The organism is Natronomonas amylolytica, from assembly GCF_037031205.1.
GTDB classification, from domain to species: Archaea; Halobacteriota; Halobacteria; order Halobacteriales; family Haloarculaceae; genus Natronomonas; species Natronomonas amylolytica.
Genome location: NZ_JAYEZM010000002.1, coordinates 171,155 through 190,639, shown reverse-complemented (window position 1 = coordinate 190,639; position 19,485 = coordinate 171,155). Strand labels below are relative to the sequence as shown.

Sequence of the window (19,485 nt, the reverse complement as noted above, 5' to 3'; positions counted from 1 at the left end):
ATGAACCGACGCCCGATGGCGGCTATCGCGCTCGCCGTCCTGTTGGCGCTGGCCGGCTGTTCGGTCGGCTACCAGCCGTCTTCGGCGGAGCCGTCGACCGCCGACCCCCCCGAAACCGACCACCTCGGCTACTACGACGGCTACTGGCACAACGAGACGCTCGATATCAACGCCTCGAACGGCCTCACCGAATCCGAGACGGAGGCCGTCCTCTCGCGAGCGATGGCGCGGGTGCAACTCCTCCGTGGCCTCGAATTCGAGGAGGACATCGAGGTCGAACTCCAGACGCGCGGGGAGTTCCGCGAGGAAAGCGACGACGTCTGGACCGAACCCAGCGAGGGGACTCGGCGGCTTGACAACGCCCAGTTCGAGGCGCTGTTCCTCGTCGGCCCCGACGAAGACGTCGTCGACGTCCGGAGCGGCAACCGCGGCGACAACGTCCTTGGCTTCTATCAGCCGGGGACCGGCCGACTCGTTCTCGTCAGCGGACAGGACCCGGCGACGCTGGCCAACGAGTACACCCTCGCCCACGAACTCGTCCACGCGCTACAGGACCAGCGGTTCGGCCTCGAATCGCTCGGCCCCGCGACGCTGGATTCGGTCAACGCCCGCAACGGCCTCATCGAGGGCGAGGCCATGTCGGTCCAGCACGACTACGAGGACCGCTGTGAGAGCGGCGAGTGGCAGTGTGTCGGCACCGGCGGCGGCTCCGGCGGGGCGACCGGTTCGGGGTTCCACTGGGGCATCTACTTCGCCGGCTTCTTCCCCTACGCCGAGGGGCCCTCCTTCATCGCCCACCACCGCGAGCGCGGCGGCTGGGACGCCATCGACGCGATGCACGACGACCACCCGTCGACGGCCGCCGAGGTCATCTATCCCGCGACCTACGACACCGACGCCTACGGCAACGCGACGGTGACCGACCGCAGCGACGCCGACTGGGAGCGCGTGCGGACCGAGGGGGGCCCCGACTACGCGGAGGTCGGCCAGAGCGGACTGGCGTCGATGTTCGCCTACACGGTCTACGCCGATTCCACCAGTACCGGCGTCATCGACCGCGGCGAATTCATCAACGCCGGCGACGGCGGCCTCGACCGCCAGCGGCCCTTCACCTACGACGTGCGTTACGCCGAGGGCTGGCACGCCGACCGGCTTCAGGCCTACGCCGACGACGACCGGACGGCCTTCGTCTGGAACGTGACGTTCAACGACCGGGCCAACGCCACCGAGTTCGGCGACGGCTACGAGCAGGTCTTCGAGTTCTGGGGCGGCCAGCGGGTCGAAACCCGCGGCGACGCCGAGGTCTGGCGCTTCGGCGAGGACGAGCGGTTCCGCGGCGCGGTCTGGATTCGCCGCGACGGCACCAGTTTCACCGTCGTGAAGGCGCCGGAGCGGGCGGAACTGGACGACGTGTACGCGCCCGCGGGCATGGTCGAGGCCAGCGCATAACGGCTACCTTTTTCGCTGCGCGCGCCGATGGGCCGGTATGTTCGACATCGTCCCGGAATCCGCCATCGTCGAGGGGCGGGCGACGGACGCGTATTTCCTGCGGACCGAGGAGGCACTGGAACACGCCGGCCGGAACCCGACGGTCGTCGCGGAGGTCACCCGGGACCAGTTCCCGACCGGCGAGTTCGACCTCTTCGCGGGACTGAAAGACGCCGCGAACCTCCTTTCGGGCTACGACCTCGACGCCGACGCGATTCCCGAAGGGACGCTGTTCGACGGCGGCCCAGTCATGCGCATCGAGGGGCCGTATCTGGAGTTCTGCCGGCTCGAAACCGCGCTTTTGGGCTTTCTCTCCCACGCATCGGGCATCGCGACGGCGGCGCTGGAGGCCCGCCGAGCGGCGCCCGAGACCTCGCTTCTGAGTTTCGGCGCCCGGCACGTCCACCCCTCCATCGGCGGCGTCGTCGACCGCTCGGCGATGCTGGCCGGCCTCGACGGCTTCTCGTACGTCGCCGCCGAGGAGTTCGTCGACGGCGAGGCCTCCGGGACGATGCCTCACGCGCTCATGATCTGCTTCGGCCACGGCAATCAGGAGGAGGCGTGGCAGGCCTTCGACGAGGCCGTCGACGAGGATGTCCCCCGAATCGCGCTGTGTGATACCTACGACGACGAGACCGACGAAGCCCTGCGTGCGGCCGAACTGGGCTTCGACAGCGTCCGCCTCGACACCACCGGCTCCCGGCGCGGCGACTTCCGCCACATCATCAAGGAGACCCGCTGGAAACTCGACGCCGAGGGCCACGAGGACGTCGACATCTTCGTCAGCGGGGGCATCACGCCCGAGACCATCCGCGAACTCGAGGACGTCGTCGACGGCTTCGGCGTCGGCAGCCACATCTCCAACGCCGACCCGCTGGATTTCGCGCTCGACATCGTCGAAGTCGAGGGCGAACCCGCCGCCAAGAAGGGCAAACTCTCGGGCAAGAAGGAGGTCTACCGCACGCCCGACGGTGGCCACCACATCGCACTTGCCGACGAGGGCAGCCCCGCAGGCGGCGACCCGCTCATGGAACCGCTGGTCCGAGACGGCGACATCGTGGCGGAGTTCGACCTCGACGAGGCGGCCGACCGGGCGACCGCGGACGCCGAGCGCGTCGGCTTCCGCGAAGAGTAGGACACGAGAGTCGCTTTCTCAAAGGGCGTTTTCGATGGATGCCGCGACCGTCCGGGCACGGTCAGCCAGGTCTTCGGCGATCTGCCCGATCTCGACCGCCTCGTCGAGTTCGTCGTCGTCGACGCGGCGGACCTCGCCGTCCGGCCCTTTGACCACGTCGACGTGGAGGTCGACGTAGCGGACGGCGTGGGGGAATATCTCGACGGGCGTACAGACGTTGACGTAGGTGCCGCGGCGAGTTCCGTCCTCGCTTTTATAAACGGTGGCGTACCACCAGCGGCCTTCGACGAAGGTGGTGCGGGCGATGTCGCCGGCGTGGCGGTCGACGCCCAGCGCGTCGTAGGTGCCGCCGCCGGTCATCTCGCGTTCGAGGGTGATCGAACCCTCGGGGTCCCAGTCGACTACCTCGCCACGCCCGAGGACGATGTTCCGGCCGTCGGGTTTGCCGTGGCTGATGGCGAGGGTGTCGCCCTCCTGAGGGCCGAACTGGCGGGTCGTCACGTCGAAGGGGAATTCCCCGCTTGGCTCGCAGAGCGCCTCGGCGAAGTCGACGGCGGCGCTGGCGCGGTCGGTGGCGGCCTTGACGCGGTGGTGGCCGGGCATCGTCGTCTCGACGTCGCGGCGATGCTCGTCGAGGGCGAAGCGGGCCTCGCGGCCGAACCAGACCCACGTGCCGGCCTCGGGGGCGACGATACGACCGGGTGCGTCGTCGGCGTCGAAGTCGGCGACGGCGCTCATCAGTTCCTCGGCCCGGTCGTTGGCCGCTTCCAGTGCGTCGGCCATCGCGTCCAGCGAGGCGTCGTCGGCGGTCCGGGACCACTTCGGAGTCCAGCCGTCGGCCGGGTCGACCGGCAGGAGATCGGCCATGCGGGCCGTCTCGCCGCGGTCGGGGGTGCCGTCGCGGCGCAACTCCACGAGACCGCCGGGCACCCGGAGGTCGGTCGCCAGCGACGGGCGGTCGTCGTCCCACGGCGGTTTCGGAATCGCGACCTGCACGCGGTAGGTATCGCCCTCCTCGACGTAGCCCTCGGTGCGGTCGTAGGGGAGCCAGCCGTCGGTCTCGCCCAGATCGACGACGGCACCGGAGCCGAGCGTCTCGTCGACGACGCCCTGAAAGACCGCACCCTGCGGGGCAGGATTCTCCCAGACGAATGTATCCAGCGCGAGGTCCGAGAGCCGGTTGCAGACGTCGGCAACGGCCTCGGCCTCGCCGGAGACGCCGACGCCCTGCCGGTCGTCCGTCGTTCGGAGGGTCACATCCGCCGGGGCGGCCTCGAAGTCGGCGTCGAAGCGTTCGCGGATGGGCGGGGAGGCCTGAACCACGTCGTATTCCTCGCGGAGCAGTTCGGTGAGCGCGGTCGTGTAGATGCCGCGGACGCGGACGCTGTCGCGGTCGGTCATAGCTCGTCGCGGTCGGCGGCGAAGCGAACGCGGTCGTCGACGGTCGGGCCGAGCGTGAGTTCGACGACCGACTCCGAGAGGACGCGACCGCCCTCGACGTAGGCGCCCCAGCCATCGAACTTGATGTAGCCCCGGAGGTCGTCGGCGTGGGTGTAGAGGTCGACGTATTCGAGGCCGTGTTCCGGGAACTCGCTGGCGGAGTGGGCCAGTTCCATATCGGAGTAGACGGTATCGAGGTCGGCGAAGAAGGCTTCGAGGGCGTCGGCGTCCTCGGCGGTCGCCGCGACGACGGCCTCGGAGATCTCGGCGATCTCCTCCGTCGAGAGGCCGAACTCCCGCATCGCCTGCTGGGTTCGCTGGTCGAAGTGCATACCCCTCGTTCGAAGGCCGGGGCCGAAAGCGTCCCGGCTTGGAACGCCGGGGGTTCTTCAGTCGTCCGCAGTCGCGTCGGCGGTCGCGTCGGTCTCGGCTTCGGCGGTCGGTTCCTCGGTGCTGGCGTCCTCGTTCGCGTCCTCGTTTCCGCGGTTCCCGCTCGGGCCCGGCGGCGCGGAGTAGAGAATACCCCGGCTGGCACTATAACGCGTCATGGACCGATGTGGTCGATTGTCGTATTTCAACCTACCCCTGAAGGACATAATGTTGTATTATGGGATTCAGTGCGCCGCTCACCTCGGGCCAAAACGTTAGGAGTCCGCCGGGCACAATACGGGTATGAAAGACCCGGTGGAGGCTCGGGCCGACGAGTCGGAGGACCTCTACGACGTGGCCTCGTGGGAACCGCGGAGTCGACTCGACCGGTTGGCGGTGAAGACACATCAGGGCGTGCTCAGGGCCGGGCGGGCGTTGCTCGTCGCGCTGGGCGTGTTCATCTTCCTCCTGATTCTGGGTGGCGGCGCGGCGGCACACCTCTTTGCCAACCCCTTTATCCTCGCGTTGGTCGCGCTCTCGGTGGTGCCGGCCGCCCTGCTGGCGCTGTACATCTACACCACCGACATCACGACCGACGAGCCACCGTCGTTGCTGGCGGCGACGTTCGTGCTCGCCGTCCTCTTTGCCGGCTTCGCGGCCATCATCAACACCACCTTCAAGGGACTGTTCGGCTTCGGTGCCGGCGGCATCGTCGCCGCCGTCGGCCCCGTGCCCGGCCTCCAGTTGCTCGTGATGGTGCTGTTCTACTACCTCATCGTCGGCCCCGGCGAGGAGGCGGTGAAACTGCTGGCGGTTCGCCTCCACGCCTACCGCGACGACCGGTTCGACTCGGTCATCGACGGCGCGGTGTACGGCGCCGTCGCCGGCCTCGGCTTCGCCTCCATCGAGAACGTCCTCTACATCACCCAGAACATCAGCGGCCCGAGCGCCGTCGTCACCCAAAGCGCCGCCGAATTCGCCGCCGCGTTCTTCCAGACGCTGGATGCGGGCGGCGAGATTACGGCCGTCCGTAGCCTCGCCGGCCCGGGCCACGTCATCTACTCGGCGTTCGCCGGCTACTACCTCGGCCTCGCACGGTTCAATCCCGAGAACGCCGGTCCCATCGTCGCCAAGGGCCTGCTCATCGCCGCGTTCATCCACGGCACCTACAACATCCTCGTCGGCATCGTTCCCGTCGTGGTGGGCGCGTTCGTCTCCATCCCCGTCTTCGTCATCTTCGTCGGCTTCGTCGTCGTCTACGACGGCGTGTTCTTCTATGCGCTCTACCGGAAACTCGCCCGCTACCGGGCGACCTACGAGCGGGTCAGCGACGACGTGGACGACCCCGAAGCGGCCGACTCCGAACTGACCGAGTTCGACCCGGATACGAACCCGTAGCGCCACGAGTCGCGGAACCGACCCACGGGTCGGTGACGCTCCACCGCCTTATTTAAAATACCGGCAATGTCCCGAGTAACGCCCTTCTACTTATCATATCTTTCCCGGAGTGTTGTATGAGTACACGGCTCACAGCACGGACGCTCGTATCGGTTCTGATCGCACTCTGCGTGGCGACGACGTTTGCGGGGTCGGCCGCCGCGGCCGGACTGGACGACGCGACGGACGTCACCGACGACCTCGGCGACACCGACGACCTCACCGACGGTATCGGAGACGGGGTCAACGTGACCGACGAGGTACCCGAGGTCGAAGAGCCCGAAATCGGCGGTGACGGCGGCGGTGGCGACGGCTCCGTGAGCGTCGAAAGCGACCAAGGCAGCGTCGCCGGTGGCGGCGAGGTCTCGGCCTCACAGGACGGCGTCTCCGTCGGCGTCGACGGCGAAGGCGCGGCCAACGGCGAGAGCGTCTCCGGCGGCGTCGAATGCGACGTGAGCCCCGACTCGGCCCAGAACCCGCAGGATGCCTGCGAAACCGACGCTCCGGGCGGCGGCGAAGCGCCCGAACTCCCCGACGACGAGGTTCCAGAACTGCCCGGCAACGACGCACCCACGACGCCGGGCCTCGACGGTCTCGAAGAACTGCTGGCGGCGTAACACGTCGCGCGGTCCCGCTGACGCCTACTTTCGCGGACTGTCGAGTTCGATATCGGCGGCTTCCAGCAGTTCGCGTGCCTCCTCGCGCTTTTCCTGGTGCTCTTCGAGGAACTCCTTCATCAACTCGGCAGCCTGCTCCTTGCAGCCGCCGCAGAGTCGCTCGCCGGTGACACACTCCTCGTAGACCTCGGCGGCGAAGTCGTCATCGTCGTTCGCCAGCAGGTACGCGTAGAGTTCGTAGACCGGACACTCGTCGGCCTTGCCGCCCAGTTCGCGCTGTTTCTCGGCGGTCTCGCGGCCGCCGGTCGTCGCGGCCTTGACCTTGTCGTAGCCGTCTTCGGGGTCGTCCAGCAGGCTGATGTGGCTGGCCGGCTCCGAGGAGGACATCTTCCCACCGGTGAGGCCGGTCATAAAGCGGTGATATATCGACGACGGCGGCAGGAAGCCGTAGCCGCCGTGGTCGACCTCGACCTCGCGGGCGAGTTCCTCGGCGGCCTCGGCGTCGAGGTCGAAACTGTCGATGTGGCCCTCGTAGACGCGCTTTTCGCCGTCGACTGCGTCGATGAGCGCCTCGAAAGCCTCTTCGGTCGCGTTGCGGTCGAGGAAGCGCACGCGGGGCCGAAGCGGCTCCTTGCCGCCCGACCGGAGCTTTTCGACGGCCTCCCACAGCGCCGGATGGTCGGGCGATTCGTCTTCGAGCCAGTCGGCGGCATCGGTACAGCGAACGTCGGTCTCGGGGTCTGCGTGGCCGCTGCCACGTTCAGCGTCCTCGGCCAGCGCCTCGTAGGCGCGACCGACGAGTTCGCGTTCCCCGTCGTCGAGTTCGAAGCTCGCGTAGGCCTCGGTCACCTTGAAGTAGCGCATCCGGCCGGCCAAATCGCGGGCCAGCCGCATGTGGGGGTCCTGGTCGGGGCCGACGGGGATGACCGTCGGCTTCGGTTCGTCGAGTTGGGGATAGAGGATGTCGGCCATTTGGGTGACGACCGACTGCATGTAGGAGACCTCGGTCTCGCCGTCGAAGTCGTAGATGGCGCCCAACTCCGAGAAGTTCGCCTGCGTCCCGAGTTCGAAGGCGAGGTCCTGAACGTCGCGGTTGGTCGACTGCCGATAGATTTCGCCCTCCTCGGGGTCGAAGCCCAGGGCGATGAGCGACAGCAGGTAGCTCTCGGTGTGCTCGTCGATTTCGTCCCACGGGATGTCGCGGGCCGCATGCGCCTCCATGTCGGCGATGAGGCCGTAGGCGTCGCCGCCCTGCTGTTGGTGCCAGATGAGTTCGTCGAAGACGAGTTTGTGGCCGATGTGGGGGTCGCCGGTCGGCATGAACCCCGACAGCGCGGCGAAGGGGTCGTCGTTGCGCATCGCCTCGGCGACGGGTCGGTAATCGCGGTGGCCGAAGATGACCCCGCGGCGCATCAGGTAGTGCGGCGTCGGCACCTCGGGGAGGACGTCGTCGAACTCCTCAATGCCGAACTGCTCGAACAGTTTCCGGTAGTCGTCGACCGTCGACGAGCCCCACGGGTCGAGGGCAACGTCGTCGGCTCCCTTCGCCCCGCCATCGGGTCGGATTTCGTCCGTCCCGGCAGGGGTGCCCTCGTCAGCGTGGGTTTCGTCGTCTGCCATACGCTTCCGTCGGGGTGGTCCGCCCAAAAACCGTTCGCTTGCGTGAGGAGGCTTGTGAGTGGGCTAATCGTGTGACGTTTCTTTTTAAATTGTAGTTTGACCCAAGCGTGTCATCCTCGAAGCCCTCAGCCGGCTAGGCTCTGCGCTCGATTTATTATAATCCAAGCGTGACGACTGCTTCGACCGCAACATCTCCGAAGCCCTCAGCCGGCTGGCGGTCGCTGAGCGGCATATCCTCGCTCCCTTCGGTCGCTCGGATAGTGGCCGCTCAGACGACCATGCAAGCGCCACCCGGTCGTCCGAAAGGCGCGGAGCGCCTTTCGTGATGACGAGAGAGCTTTGCTCTCTCGAACCACTTCGCCCTTCGAGTCCGCCAGGAACCGCGACCGCAGCCACACGCCTCCCCAACCGACTCCTTCGCTCACTTCGTTCGCTCAGTCGTCCCTCGCGCGCTGGCTAGCCAGACCCCCGCTCACTATCGTTCGCGGGGTCGGCCAGCGCGCGCCATTTATAAGAGTCAGTTGGCCGGGAGCGAGTGGTCGCCCTCGGCGACCCTCGCGACCCGGGGCAGGGCTGTGCGGTCCCTGGCGTCCTCGTGAGCGACCGGAGGGAGCGAACGAGGGCTCAGGAGAGCTTGCTCTCCTGGTGGAATGAAAGGGCGAGGTGCGCTGGCGTTTATATAGTCGCTGAGGGGGCTCTATCCGACCGAAGGGAGGATATCCCCCTCAGCGACCGCCAGCGCGCCGAGGGCTTTCTATGTGTTCGCGGTCAGGAGGTCGCCACGCTCGATTTATAAACAAGCCCCGTGGTGAAGCGCGGTATCCACATCCGACCACGCCCACGAGACGAGGCGATAGATTTTGTCGTGCCAACCCCAAGAGAAGTGTATGCGCGAACTCGTCTTCGCTCTCGAATACGAGCCGGGGTGCAACCGGGTGGCCGACACGCTCGCCGAGCACCCGGACGCCCGGATTCGGTCGCTGTCGCTGCACGCGACCGCGGAGCGCCTCTGGCGTGTCGACCACGCCACCGGCACGCCCGAGGCACTCGACGCCATCGAGGCGGCCTTCCTCAACAGCGACTACTACGCCGACTGTCTCGCGACGGGCGACTGCGGCGCCACCCAGACCACGCGCGTCCTCGACCACAGCGACGACACGCTCGTCCTCTATTCGGATTGGGAACGGACACCCACCTGCGCGTCGGTCCCGCACATCGCCCGCGACCACCTCGGCGACGGCGTCCTCTTCGAGACGCGCCACGAGGGCCGCCACTACACGTGGCGGGTCATCCACTCCGGCGAGGGCGACGTGGCCGCCTTCTTCGAGAGCCTCGAAGCCGCGGTCGGCGATTGTGCCCGAACCGAGATGCTGCGAACAGCCGACACCGCCACGCCAGCGGGTGAGGCCGCCGGCGCGTCGAACGACCTTTCGCCCGAACAGGAGGCCGCTCTCCGGGCCGCCGTCGAGCACGGCTACTACGAGTCGCCCCGCGAGGTCGACGTCGGTGAACTCGCCGACCACCTCGGCGTCCCGCGGTCGACGCTTACCTACCGGCTCCGGCGGGCCGAAGAGCAGTTGGCGAAACAGCACGTCTCCGAGACGCAGTTCACGGCGGACGCCTCGATGCCACTGTAGCAAGGGCCGCCCCGGTCGCTCGTCAGCTTTGGAATATTCCAACGAAGGCTTATCGAGTCGAGGGCCGAACCGCCACGTAATGACTGATGACGCGGATGCGACGGGAGGAAACCCCGGGGGCGGTCAGGGACGGGAACTCACCGCCCGCTTTGCTGTCCCCGAGATGGACTGCCCGACCTGTGCAAAAAAAGTCGACAAGAGCCTCCAGCGCGTCGACGGCATCGTCGACGTAACTCTCCAGCCGACGACCGGCACGGCCTCGATCACCTACGACCCCGACCGCGTGGGCGAACGCGAGGTAATCGACGCCGTCGAAAGCGCCGGCTACGAGGTAGTCGGTGGGTCCGATGCGGACGCCGACGCCGAGGCCGGTGACGAGGCGGGCGGCGCCGAGGCGGGCGTCGAGGTCGCCCCTCCGTCCGAAGTGTGGACGAGTCCACGAGCGCTCAAGACGTGGGTCGGTGCGGTCTTCGTGACCGTCGGCCTGCTCTTCGAGTTCGTCCTCACGGGCGCGAACGTCGGCGTGGCGAGCGTCCTCGGCTATCCGCTGGCGCTGGCCGACGTGCTCTTTCTCGCCGCCGTCGTCGCGAGCGGCCTGCCGGTCATCCGGAGCGGCTACTACTCGGCGAAGAACCGGAGCCTCGACATCGACCTCCTGATGGGGACGGCCATCATCGCCGCCACCGGCATCGGCTACTTCGTCGAGGCCGCAACGCTGGCGGTGCTTTTCAGCATCGCGGAACTGCTCGAGGACTACGCGATGGACCGGGCGCGGGATTCGCTACGGGAGCTGATGGAGCTGTCGCCCGACGAGGCCACCGTCCAGCGGGATGGCGAGGAGGTGACCGTCCCCGCCGACGAGGTCGATATCGGCGAGACCGTAATCGTCCGGCCCGGCGACAAGATTCCGCTCGACGGCGTGGTCGTCGAGGGCGAAAGCGCCGTCGACCAGTCGCCGATTACCGGCGAGAGCGTCCCCGTCGACAAGACCGTCGACGACGAGGTCTACGCCGGCACCATCAACGAGGAGGGCTACCTCGAAATCGAGGTCACCTCGACGTCAGGCGATTCGACGCTTTCCCACATCATCGAGATGGTGCAGGGCGCACAGGCGAAGAAGACCGACACCGAGCAGTTCGTCGACCGCTTTGCGGGCTACTACACGCCCACGGTGGTCGTGCTGGCAATCTTGACCGCCGCGATTCCGTCGCTCGTCATCTCGGAGCCGTTTTCGGTCGGCGTCGCCGGCTACGCCATCACCTTCGTCGGCGACTGGACGACGTGGTTCATTCGCGGGCTTACCCTCTTGGTTATCGCCTGTCCCTGCGCGTTCGTCATCTCGACGCCCGTCTCGGTCGTCTCGGGGGTCACCAGCGCCGCCAAGAACGGCGTCCTCATCAAGGGCGGCAACCACCTCGAGGCGATGGGCGAGGTCGACGCCATCGCCCTCGACAAGACCGGCACGCTCACGAAGGGCGAACTCGCCGTCACCGACGTCGTGCCGGTCGGCGACACCGACGAGGCGACGCTGCTCCGCTATGCCGCCGGCCTCGAACGGCGGAGCGAACACCCCATCGCCAACGCGATTCGCGCCCGCGCCGAGGAGGCGGGCGTGGCCGACGTTCCGACCGCCGAGGGCTTCGAGAGCCTGACTGGCAAGGGCATCCGCGGCGAGTTGGACGGCGAGACCTACTACGCCGGCAAGCCCGCGCTCTTCGAGGAGTTGGGCTTCGGATTCGACCGGGGCCAGCGAACCGACGGCGGGGCGGTGTCGGAAGGAAAGCTGCGAGACAGCAAAGCGACGTTCGACGACGGCACGCTCGCCGAACTGGAACGGGAGGGCAAAACCGTCGTGGTCGTCGGGACCGAGACGGAACTGCTGGGTGCGGTCGCCATCGCCGACGAGGTGCGGCCGGCCTCGAAGCGGGCCGTCGAGCGCCTCCACGAGATGGGCGTCGAACACGTCGTAATGTTGACCGGCGACAACGAGGGCACCGCCCGAGCCATCGCCGAGGAGGTCGGCGTCGACGAGTACCGCGCCGAACTCCTGCCCGAGGGGAAGGTCGAGGCCGTCGAGGAACTGCAGACCGACTACGGCGAGGTCGCGATGGTCGGCGACGGCATCAACGACGCGCCCGCGCTGGCGACCGCCGAGGTCGGCATCGCGATGGGCGCGGCGGGCACCGACACCGCTCTCGAAACGGCCGACATCGCGCTGATGGGCGACGATATCGGCAAGCTGCCGTACCTCTATGGCCTGTCGCACACCGCCAACGGCGTCATCCGACAGAACATCTGGGCGAGCCTCGCCGTGAAGTTCCTGCTCGCGCTGGGCGTGCCGCTGGGACTGGTCAGCGTCGCCGTCGCCGTCGTGGTCGGCGATATGGGCATGAGCCTCGGCGTGACGGGCAACGCGATGCGGCTGGCCCGTATCGAGCCAGAGGACGGATAAGCACCTGCTGGTAGCCCAACCGTTATCTCCCTTATACGGATTGTTGTAGTCCTTTACCGGTCATCGCCAGCCCTGCATCGGCGATGACCGGTAAATCGTTACAATAACCCGTATCAGTCCCCGACTCCGGGTATGAAGCTCTCCGCTGTCGACCTCTCTCCGGTTCCCGACGACGGCACCGCGACGGATGCGTACGCCAACACCGTCGAAGCCGCCCAGCAGGCCGAACGGCTCGGATTCGAGCGGTTCTGGGTCGCCGAACACCACGGCATGGCCGACACGCTCGCTGGGACGACCCCCGAGGTCCTGCTCGGCCATCTCGCCGCCGAAACCGACTCGATTCGCCTCGGGTCGGGCGCGGTCCTGCTCAACCACTACAGCCCTTTTAAAGTCGCCGAGCAGTTCGGCGTCCTGGACGCGCTCGCCCCCGGCCGCATCGACGCCGGGTTGGGCCGGGCCAACGGCTCGCCCGCGGTCGACCGCGCGCTCGGGACGGACCGCCACGTCCAGAACCCCGACGAGGACCACGCCGAGAAGATAACGGCCGTCATCAACCACCTCTACGACGACTATCCCGACGAGCACGCCTACAGCGACATCGAGATTCCTCGCTCGGGCGCCGACGAGCCCGTGCCGTGGGTGCTCGGCTCCAGTCCCTCCAGTGCGGCCATCGCGGGCGAACTCGGCCTGCGCTTCTGCTTTGCGGCCTTCATCCGCCCGCAGTTCGCGACCCACGCCTTCGAGAAGTACCGCGAGACTTTCCAGCCCTCGGAACTTGGCGGGAGTATCGACGAGCCACAGGGGATGATTGCCGTCAACGCCGTCGCCGCCGACACCGACGAGGAGGCCGCGCGACTCCGGTCGGTCGCCGAGGCGACCTACAAGCGGATGCAGCGCGGCGTCGTCGGGACCCGCCCGTCCATCGAGGAGGCCATCGACGAACTCGGCGACGTGCCGGAACCGACGCCCGCCACGCTCGGCGAGAACGAGTGGCCGCGGGCGATTTCGGGCAGTCCGGAGACGGTTTCAGGGCTCTTGGAGCAACTCGCCGACCGCGTCGGCGTCGACGAGGTGATGATACAGCACGTTCACGACAGCCATGAGGACGCGCTTCGCTCCCACGAACTCATCGCCGAGGGCCTCGATATCACGGCGCGCTGACCCTCTCGTCGTACCGGTGCGATACGCCTATCCGCGTCGACCGTCTTTTCATGCACATGCAACGAACGTTTTCCTCCCGCGAACGCCGGGCGGGACCCCAGCGATACCGGCGAGGCAAGCATGACGCGTAAGGACGACTACTACAACCGGGCGAAACAGGAGGGCTACCGCTCCCGTGCGGCCTACAAGTTGAAGCAACTCGACGAGGAGGCCAACCTCATCAATCCCGGCAACACCGTCGTCGACCTCGGTGCGGCACCCGGCGGGTGGCTGCAGGTCGCCACGGAACTGGCCGGCGACGAGGGGTCGGTCGTCGGCGTCGACCTCCAGCGCATCAAACCCATCGACGGCGTCGAGACCGTCCGCGGCGACATGACCGAAGAAGAAACACAGGAGAAGGTCATCGACCTCGTGGGTGAGGCAGATGTCGTGGTCTCCGACATGGCGCCGAACATGACCGGCGAGTACTCGCTGGACCACGCCCGCTCGGTCCATCTCGCGCGGATGGCCTTCGAGACCAGCCTCGAACTGCTGGCGCCGGGCGGCGACTTCGTCGCGAAGGTCTTCGAGGGGCCCGATACCGACGACCTCCGGGCCGACATCGACGAGGAGTTCGAGTACGTCCGGACCATCCACCCGAAGGCCTCCCGGGACTCCTCGTCGGAACTGTTCATGGTCGCCAAGAGCCGCATCACGGCACCCGTCCGCGAGGGCAACGTTCTCGAGGTCGACATCGAGGACGTCGGTAGCGAGGGCGACGGCATCGCCAAGGTCGACGGCTACACGCTGTTCGTCTCGGGTACCGAGGCGGGTGAGACAGTCGAGGTGACCGTCACCGACGTGAAGCCGCGGTACGGCTTCGCCGAGCGAGTCGACTAACGCGAACGCTCCTCTTCGAGTTCGTCTTCGAGTTCCTCGACACGGGCTTCCAGTTCCTCGATGCGGTCGTTTCCGCCGTTTCTGCTCAACAGGAACAGCACGACGAGCAGTATCGGCACACCGAGGAGGAACAGTATCAGGAAGATGATGAGCAACTCCGGGCCGCCGGGGACGCCGAACTGGAGGGCCAGCATGGACGTGACATCCGCATACGGGAACAAAAGCGTTCCTGCGTCTCAGGCGGTGGTACCGTCCGCTTTCGAGCGGCGAATCGCACCAGTAATTAGGTAGACGAAGGGCGTGTCCAGCAGCGCGATGAGGAGTTTCAGGGCGTACTGGCCGACGATGAGCGAGAGGACGAACCCGACCTCGTAGGTCGCTCCGAAGCCGACCTGCGGCAGGACGTAGAACCCCAACCCGACGAAGAGGACCGTGTCGATGGCCTGACTCGTCCCCGTCGAGGCGATGTTGCGGAGCCAGAGCATCTCGCCGTCGGTGAGTTCCTTGAGTTTGTGGAAGACGACGACGTCGTAGTTCTGGCTGACGAGATACGCCGTGAGGCTGGCGACCACCAGCGGGCCGCTCTGTCCGAGCACCGCCGCGAAGGAGGCGGGGTCGATTGGCTGGCCGGGAACCGCGGGCGCGGCGATGGTACTGTACACCAGCGCGAGCAACAGGAAGTTCATCAGGAACCCGACGTTGACGAGCACCTGCCCGGCGCGTTTGCCGTACAACTCGGTGTAGCAGTCGGTCGCGAGGAAGGTCAGCGCGTAGGCCAGCGCCGCGCCGGGCAACACGAGGTCGGTCCCCGTCACCGGCAAGCCGACCGGCGACTCGAACAGCAGCAACTTCGAGGCGGTCACCTGCGAGGTGACGAGTGCGGTGACGAACATCGCGGTCAGCGCGACCGCTCCGGCCGGAAGCGACGGCTGACGTGCGTGGGCGCTACTCATCGTCCTCCAAGCGGCCGTGGCGGGCGTCGATTTCGTCGATGATGTCGAGGTTCTTGCGAATCGACGCGCGGATGGCGTCACTCCGGTTGACGTACTTGCCGTCATCCCCGACGTGGTCGTCGAGGTCGTCGAGCAGTTCCTGCGGAATCTCGACGCTTATCTTGGGCATATCCCCCGATTACGCGCACGGCGGTATATACGACTCGAAGTTCTTCCTGGACACTTATCTAGGGAGCACCTGAGGCATATAGGCGCGAAGGAGCGCCTTTGCTGTAGCCGTGCGAACATCGAGCGGCGGCGGCGACCTACCCGAGGAACAGGGGGGCAATCGACGCCGCGAAAGCGATATCGAGCAATGCGAGCAGGATGACGAGTATCGCCCCGGGCACGCCGAGTATCGCACAGATCAGGAGCGTGATAAGCGATATTTCGACGCCCAGACCGATGGCGTTGGCGACGACCAGGATTATGAGCCCGACGATGGCGTTGACGAGGAGTGCTCTCAGGGAGACCATGCCATACCATACGGAACACGACTGCTTTGTTAGGAAGTACATACGCCGGATAACCGAGCGTTCGCGAATCAGCTAACTCGTGCCGAGTCGCGTTCGAGCCGCGGCGCCGACCGTTCGAAGCGGTCGTCTAGTCCGCGCCTTCGGCGGGCTCGAAGGTCCGTCGGCCGCCGAGCGTGTAGGCCCACAGCGTCCCCAGGCCGAACAGGTAGGCGGCGACGACGGGGATGCCGAGCAGGAACATCGTGAAGACGCCGCGCGGGGAGAAGAACGCCCCCATCGCGAGGACGGCGATGGTGAACTCCCGCCAGCGGTTCCGCATCACGGAGTAGGGAACGATGTTCCCGCGGTGGAAGAGGAACATCGAGACGGGGATGACCGCGAGGATACCGATGCCGGCGGTGAGGAAGAAGATCATCCAGCCGTAGTTGCTGATGCGGTAGGCGATAATCATGTTCGCCCCGAGCACGTCGGCGGCGAGCCACGAGATGACCGCCGGCGCGACGTAGATGAAGCCGACGATGCTCCCGACGGTCAACCCGAACAGCAGGGTGCCGCCCCACACCAGGAGGACCCGGCGGTCGCCGCGAGCGAGGCCGCGTTGCTTCAGCGCCGGCCACGCATAATAGAGCACCAGCGGGAGCGTGGCGACCGCGCCCGCGATGACCGAGACCTTTATCATGAAGATGAGCGCCTCGACGGGATGGAGCGTGACGATAGAGACCTGCTCGGCCGCGAACTCGGAGGGCATCCGGCTGACGAACTGGTCGCTGAGTCGGCCGATGCCGCCCTGATAGAGGACGCCGAAGGTGATGGCCATGACCGCCATGAAGACGCCCACGAGGACGAACGCCTTCGAGGTGAGGCTGTCGGCGACGAAGGCGATATCGTAGGCGTAGCCGCCCACGTCGTCCTCGTCGATTTCGTCCTCGCTGAAGGCGTCGAGGATGCCGGCGGAGCGCCGCGCGAGGATACCGCCCTCCTCCTCGTCGGCCTCGCCGGCGGCCGCCCCGGCAGCGGCGCCGCCCTCGGCCGCCGCCTCGTCGCCTCCCACGCCGTGTTCTTTGGGCGAAACGTCGCCCTCCGGCGGGTTCACGTCGTCGAAGCGGTCGAGGATGGCCTGTGCGCGCTCGGGGTCGTCCTCGTCCATCGCCTCGCTGGCGAGGCCGAGGGCCTCCTCCTCTTCGAGGCGGGCGAAGGCGGCGGCGGGCGCCGCGCGGATGCCAGCCTCGTCGAGTTGCGAGAGGTCGATGTCGGCGGGGTCCCCGAGGGTACCGCCGGGAACCGCATACTGGTTGCCGGTGGGTTCTTCGAGGCCGTCGTAGACGAAGTACCCGAGGCCGACGACGGCGAAGATGAGGCCGTATATCACGCCGAGGACGCCGATGTAGGTCGTCTCGGCGACCTCGTAGGCGCCGCCGGCCGGCAGGAACCGATAGCTGGAGTCGACGGCGGCGAGCACGCTATTGACGAGTTCGTAGCCGCCGTAGGTGTAGAAAGCATAGACCAGCGCGACGCCGACGACGAAGAGGCCGGCGACGGCGTTCCACCGCTCGCGGGCGGTCCCGGGGATGTCGATGGAGTCGCTGGAGCGTTTCGTGGTGACGACGATTTTCGAGATGTACAGCGAGATACCGTAGAGGGTGACGAGCGGCACCGCCCACATAATCTGCGTGAAGGGGTCCGGCGGCGAGAAGAGCGCGCCGAAGACGAAGATGGCGATGACGGCGTACTTCCACTTGTCGCGGAAGGTTTCGTATTTCACGATGCCGCTGTAGGACAGCGAACTCATCACCAGCGGCAACTGGGCCGCCAGCCCGAAGGACATCGACAGCAGGAAGATGAACTGCGCCCACATCGAGATGGAGTAGGTGGGCTGGAAGCCGGCGCCGACGGCGTTGTCCGCGAGGAACGCGAACATCAGCGGGAAGAAGAGGAAGTAGGCGTAGGCGATGCCGCCGACGAACAGCGCCGCGCTGGCGAGGGCGAAGCCGATGGCCTTCCAGCGCGGCAGGTTCTCCGGCCAGCGGCCCCGTGCCTTGAGCGAATCGCGGCTCAGATAGAGTATCGGTGGGATGGCGAAGATGACGCCCGCGACGAGGCCGATCTTCGCCTGCAGGAGGATGACCTCGAAGGGCGTGATGGCGACGACGACGATGTCGGGGTGGGCGTTGAGGTCCCGCTTGAGGATCTCCCAGACGTAGAGCCGCAGGACCGTGAACGTCCCGATAAAGCCGATCAGAAAGACGATAAAGACCTTCTGCAGATGCTTCTGGAGGCCCCGCAGGAGCGTCCCGAGGTGTTGTCGCCCCTCCGCGACCGTCCGCTTCACATCGTCGTCGACGGCACTAGACACGCCGGAAGGTTGTCTGCTCGCAGTTATCAACCTTTTCGCTTCCACTTTTTGCACGAGAACGCGGGTCGCGCCCGCTTCGGGGCGCGACCCCGGTTCTCGGCAAAAACTGGGGAAAATATGCGCGTGCTCCTCCAGCCGCCTCGCTTCGCTCGGCGTTAGTCGTCGCCCGCTACCGGACTCGGGCCACGGGCCCTCGTCCGGCGAACCGCCTCGGGGGCGTTCTTCGAACGCCCCGCTCGGCGGACACTCACTACGTTGTTACTGTGTCCGGCCGGAATAGGGTGGTAACTCGAACCTCCAGGGTAGAACAGAACTACAACTGACTTGACAAGAAGCCGGTAGTGGCATCCGCCGAGGGGGTGTCCGTAGGTCACCCCCGAGGCGGTTCGCGGCGCCGAACGGAGTGAGGCGCCGTAGCGCGCACGGACTGGAGCGCCCGAAGGGCGCGGAAGGAGTACGCGCGCATATTTTCTCCACGTTTTTGCCGCGGAGGCGGGTTCGGCGCCTTGCGCGCCGAACCGCCGGAGCGTGCAAAAAGTGGGCTACGAGTGGCTAGGAGAAGGCTTACAAACAGCGGGTGCCGACCGGAACACATGGCCGAGACGCCGGAGGGGAGCCACGACGTCGACGAGGGACTCGTCGGCGACGGCCCTGCCAGCGACGAGGAGATGCCGCTCGCGGACCACATCGAGGAGATGGTCTACCGCCTCGGCATCGTCATCGTCGTCATGGCCGTCATCTCCGGTATCATCTTCCCCTTCGCGGAGTTCATCATCAACTTCCTGTGGTACTCGGTGCTGCCGGGCGGCGACGTCGCCCGCCCCCGGGTCTACCACCCGCTGGGGCTCATCCTCGCACGGTTGAAAGTCGCCACGCTGGGCGGCTTCGTCATCGCGCTGCCTGTGTTCGTCTACCAGACCTACCTGTTCATGCGGCCCGGTCTCTACGAACACGAGCGCCGATACTACCTCGCGTCGGTGCCCGCCAGCCTCGTCTTGGCGGGCGTCGGCGTCCTCTTCGCGTACTTCCTCGTCCTCCCGGCGATTTTCACGTACTTCCTCACCTACTCGCAGGACGCGGCGACCATCGCCTTCGGCCTGACCCAGACGTTCGACCTCATCGTCCTCATGATGGGGCTGTTCGCGGCGGTGTTCCAGATTCCGCTGTTCATCATGCTCGCCATCATGATGGGGCTGACCACCCGCCGGTGGATGGCCGACAAGCGCCTCTACTTCTGGGGTGCGTTCCTCGGCATCGCGTTCCTGTTCAGCCCGGACCCGACGGGGATGGCGCCCATCATCGTCGCGGCGACGATGATCGGCCTCTTCGAAGGAACGCTGCTCGTGTTGCGCTGGGTCAAGCGGTAATCACGCCGCCCGGTTTCGCCGTCGATACTGCATCGATTCCGCCCGGAGCAGGCCGGCCACAC

General features: G+C 66.8%; 18 protein-coding genes. 9 read left to right on the top strand and 9 right to left on the bottom strand.

Going from position 1 to position 19,485, the window contains the following annotated elements; all coding sequences use genetic code 11:
• Entirely contained in the window at positions 1-1,449 is a 1,449-nt protein-coding gene (locus U5914_RS03950; RefSeq protein WP_336134326.1) for an Hvo_1808 family surface protein, read from the top strand.
• 37 nt (positions 1,450-1,486) lie between these two features.
• Positions 1,487-2,623, top strand: a complete 1,137-nt coding sequence (locus tag U5914_RS03945; protein WP_336134325.1) for a nicotinate phosphoribosyltransferase — start codon at positions 1,487-1,489, stop codon at positions 2,621-2,623.
• Between the two features lie 18 nt (positions 2,624-2,641).
• Here U5914_RS03945 and U5914_RS03940 read toward each other — a convergent pair whose 3' ends face one another.
• From U5914_RS03940 to U5914_RS03930, 3 genes are read right to left on the bottom strand one after another with little or no spacing between them, the layout of a single operon-like run.
• A complete protein-coding gene (locus tag U5914_RS03940; RefSeq protein WP_336134324.1) occupies positions 2,642-4,024 on the bottom strand; it encodes a ribonuclease FAU-1 family protein in 1,383 nt (460 codons plus the stop codon).
• Positions 4,021-4,395 carry a DUF7532 family protein gene (locus U5914_RS03935; protein ID WP_336134323.1) on the bottom strand — a complete coding sequence of 125 codons (375 nt, stop codon included), beginning with the start codon at positions 4,393-4,395 and terminating at the stop codon, positions 4,021-4,023. The genes U5914_RS03940 and U5914_RS03935 overlap by 4 nt, the downstream gene beginning before the upstream one ends.
• Positions 4,396-4,452: 57 nt before the next feature.
• Positions 4,453-4,611, bottom strand: a complete 159-nt coding sequence (locus U5914_RS03930; protein ID WP_336134322.1) for a hypothetical protein — start codon at positions 4,609-4,611, stop codon at positions 4,453-4,455.
• Positions 4,612-4,735: 124 nt separating this feature from the next.
• Here U5914_RS03930 and U5914_RS03925 point away from each other — a divergent pair, with 124 nt between their 5' ends.
• Positions 4,736-5,830, top strand: coding sequence for a PrsW family intramembrane metalloprotease (locus U5914_RS03925; RefSeq protein ID WP_336134320.1), 1,095 nt, complete (start codon positions 4,736-4,738; stop codon positions 5,828-5,830).
• 116 nt (positions 5,831-5,946) lie between these two features.
• Positions 5,947-6,486 carry a hypothetical protein gene (locus U5914_RS03920; protein WP_336134318.1) on the top strand — a complete coding sequence of 180 codons (540 nt, stop codon included), beginning with the start codon at positions 5,947-5,949 and terminating at the stop codon, positions 6,484-6,486.
• 24 nt (positions 6,487-6,510) lie between these two features.
• On the opposite strand, the gene U5914_RS03915 is transcribed toward U5914_RS03920, so the two are convergent.
• Positions 6,511-8,106 (bottom strand): tryptophan--tRNA ligase, encoded by a 1,596-nt coding sequence (locus U5914_RS03915; RefSeq protein WP_336134316.1) that lies wholly within the window; start codon positions 8,104-8,106, stop codon positions 6,511-6,513.
• Between the two features lie 887 nt (positions 8,107-8,993).
• Here U5914_RS03915 and U5914_RS03910 point away from each other — a divergent pair.
• The 4 genes from U5914_RS03910 to U5914_RS03895 all read left to right on the top strand — a co-directional run bounded on the left by U5914_RS03910 (position 8,994) and on the right by U5914_RS03895 (position 14,235).
• Positions 8,994-9,743, top strand: coding sequence for a helix-turn-helix domain-containing protein (locus U5914_RS03910; RefSeq protein WP_336134315.1), 750 nt, complete (start codon positions 8,994-8,996; stop codon positions 9,741-9,743).
• Between the two features lie 79 nt (positions 9,744-9,822).
• The gene (locus tag U5914_RS03905) at positions 9,823-12,195 is read left to right on the top strand and encodes a heavy metal translocating P-type ATPase (RefSeq protein ID WP_336134314.1); all 2,373 of its coding nucleotides are present in this window, start codon (positions 9,823-9,825) and stop codon (positions 12,193-12,195) included.
• A gap of 132 nt (positions 12,196-12,327) precedes the next feature.
• Positions 12,328-13,356: an LLM class flavin-dependent oxidoreductase gene (locus tag U5914_RS03900; RefSeq protein WP_336134312.1), complete on the top strand. Its 1,029-nt coding sequence runs from the start codon at positions 12,328-12,330 to the stop codon at positions 13,354-13,356.
• 120 nt (positions 13,357-13,476) lie between these two features.
• Positions 13,477-14,235 carry a 23S rRNA (uridine(2552)-2'-O)-methyltransferase gene (locus U5914_RS03895; RefSeq protein ID WP_336134310.1) on the top strand — a complete coding sequence of 253 codons (759 nt, stop codon included), beginning with the start codon at positions 13,477-13,479 and terminating at the stop codon, positions 14,233-14,235.
• Here U5914_RS03895 and U5914_RS03890 read toward each other — a convergent pair.
• The 5 genes from U5914_RS03890 to U5914_RS03870 all read right to left on the bottom strand — a co-directional run bounded on the left by U5914_RS03890 (position 14,232) and on the right by U5914_RS03870 (position 18,056).
• Positions 14,232-14,429: a hypothetical protein gene (locus U5914_RS03890; protein ID WP_336134308.1), complete on the bottom strand. Its 198-nt coding sequence runs from the start codon at positions 14,427-14,429 to the stop codon at positions 14,232-14,234. The genes U5914_RS03895 and U5914_RS03890 overlap by 4 nt on opposite strands.
• Positions 14,430-14,471: 42 nt before the next feature.
• Positions 14,472-15,188: a queuosine precursor transporter gene (locus tag U5914_RS03885; RefSeq protein WP_336134307.1), complete on the bottom strand. Its 717-nt coding sequence runs from the start codon at positions 15,186-15,188 to the stop codon at positions 14,472-14,474.
• On the bottom strand, positions 15,181-15,357 hold the full coding sequence (locus tag U5914_RS03880; RefSeq protein ID WP_178290222.1) for a ribbon-helix-helix protein, CopG family: 177 nt from the start codon (positions 15,355-15,357) through the stop codon (positions 15,181-15,183). The genes U5914_RS03885 and U5914_RS03880 overlap by 8 nt, the downstream gene beginning before the upstream one ends.
• Before the next feature lie 136 nt (positions 15,358-15,493).
• The gene (locus U5914_RS03875) at positions 15,494-15,703 is read right to left on the bottom strand and encodes a pro-sigmaK processing inhibitor BofA family protein (RefSeq protein WP_336134304.1); all 210 of its coding nucleotides are present in this window, start codon (positions 15,701-15,703) and stop codon (positions 15,494-15,496) included.
• A 127-nt stretch (positions 15,704-15,830) separates the two neighbouring features.
• Entirely contained in the window at positions 15,831-18,056 is a 2,226-nt protein-coding gene (locus U5914_RS03870; protein ID WP_336134303.1) for a twin-arginine translocase subunit TatC, read from the bottom strand.
• A gap of 593 nt (positions 18,057-18,649) precedes the next feature.
• On the opposite strand from U5914_RS03870, the gene tatC reads away from it, so the two are divergent.
• Positions 18,650-19,423, top strand: a complete 774-nt coding sequence (gene tatC, locus U5914_RS03865) for a twin-arginine translocase subunit TatC (protein WP_336134301.1) — start codon at positions 18,650-18,652, stop codon at positions 19,421-19,423.
• Positions 19,424-19,485 lie beyond the last annotated feature (62 nt).

Bases quoted from the DNA above. Each gene is read 5' to 3' on its own strand.
- U5914_RS03930 (WP_336134322.1), bottom strand. From the start codon at position 4,611: ATGACGCGTTATAGTGCCAGCCGGGGTATTCTCTACTCCGCGCCGCCG.
- U5914_RS03890 (WP_336134308.1), bottom strand. From the start codon at position 14,429: ATGCTGGCCCTCCAGTTCGGCGTCCCCGGCGGCCCGGAGTTGCTCATC.
- U5914_RS03895 (WP_336134310.1), top strand. From the start codon at position 13,477: ATGACGCGTAAGGACGACTACTACAACCGGGCGAAACAGGAGGGCTAC.
- U5914_RS03935 (WP_336134323.1), bottom strand. From the start codon at position 4,395: ATGCACTTCGACCAGCGAACCCAGCAGGCGATGCGGGAGTTCGGCCTC.
- U5914_RS03915 (WP_336134316.1), bottom strand. From the start codon at position 8,106: ATGGCAGACGACGAAACCCACGCTGACGAGGGCACCCCTGCCGGGACG.
- U5914_RS03905 (WP_336134314.1), top strand. From the start codon at position 9,823: ATGACTGATGACGCGGATGCGACGGGAGGAAACCCCGGGGGCGGTCAG.
- tatC (WP_336134301.1), top strand. From the start codon at position 18,650: ATGGCCGAGACGCCGGAGGGGAGCCACGACGTCGACGAGGGACTCGTC.
- U5914_RS03910 (WP_336134315.1), top strand. From the start codon at position 8,994: ATGCGCGAACTCGTCTTCGCTCTCGAATACGAGCCGGGGTGCAACCGG.
- U5914_RS03920 (WP_336134318.1), top strand. From the start codon at position 5,947: ATGAGTACACGGCTCACAGCACGGACGCTCGTATCGGTTCTGATCGCA.
- U5914_RS03880 (WP_178290222.1), bottom strand. From the start codon at position 15,357: ATGCCCAAGATAAGCGTCGAGATTCCGCAGGAACTGCTCGACGACCTC.
- U5914_RS03925 (WP_336134320.1), top strand. From the start codon at position 4,736: ATGAAAGACCCGGTGGAGGCTCGGGCCGACGAGTCGGAGGACCTCTAC.
- U5914_RS03900 (WP_336134312.1), top strand. From the start codon at position 12,328: ATGAAGCTCTCCGCTGTCGACCTCTCTCCGGTTCCCGACGACGGCACC.
- U5914_RS03945 (WP_336134325.1), top strand. From the start codon at position 1,487: ATGTTCGACATCGTCCCGGAATCCGCCATCGTCGAGGGGCGGGCGACG.
- U5914_RS03940 (WP_336134324.1), bottom strand. From the start codon at position 4,024: ATGACCGACCGCGACAGCGTCCGCGTCCGCGGCATCTACACGACCGCG.
- U5914_RS03875 (WP_336134304.1), bottom strand. From the start codon at position 15,703: ATGGTCTCCCTGAGAGCACTCCTCGTCAACGCCATCGTCGGGCTCATA.
- U5914_RS03950 (WP_336134326.1), top strand. From the start codon at position 1: ATGAACCGACGCCCGATGGCGGCTATCGCGCTCGCCGTCCTGTTGGCG.
- U5914_RS03885 (WP_336134307.1), bottom strand. From the start codon at position 15,188: ATGAGTAGCGCCCACGCACGTCAGCCGTCGCTTCCGGCCGGAGCGGTC.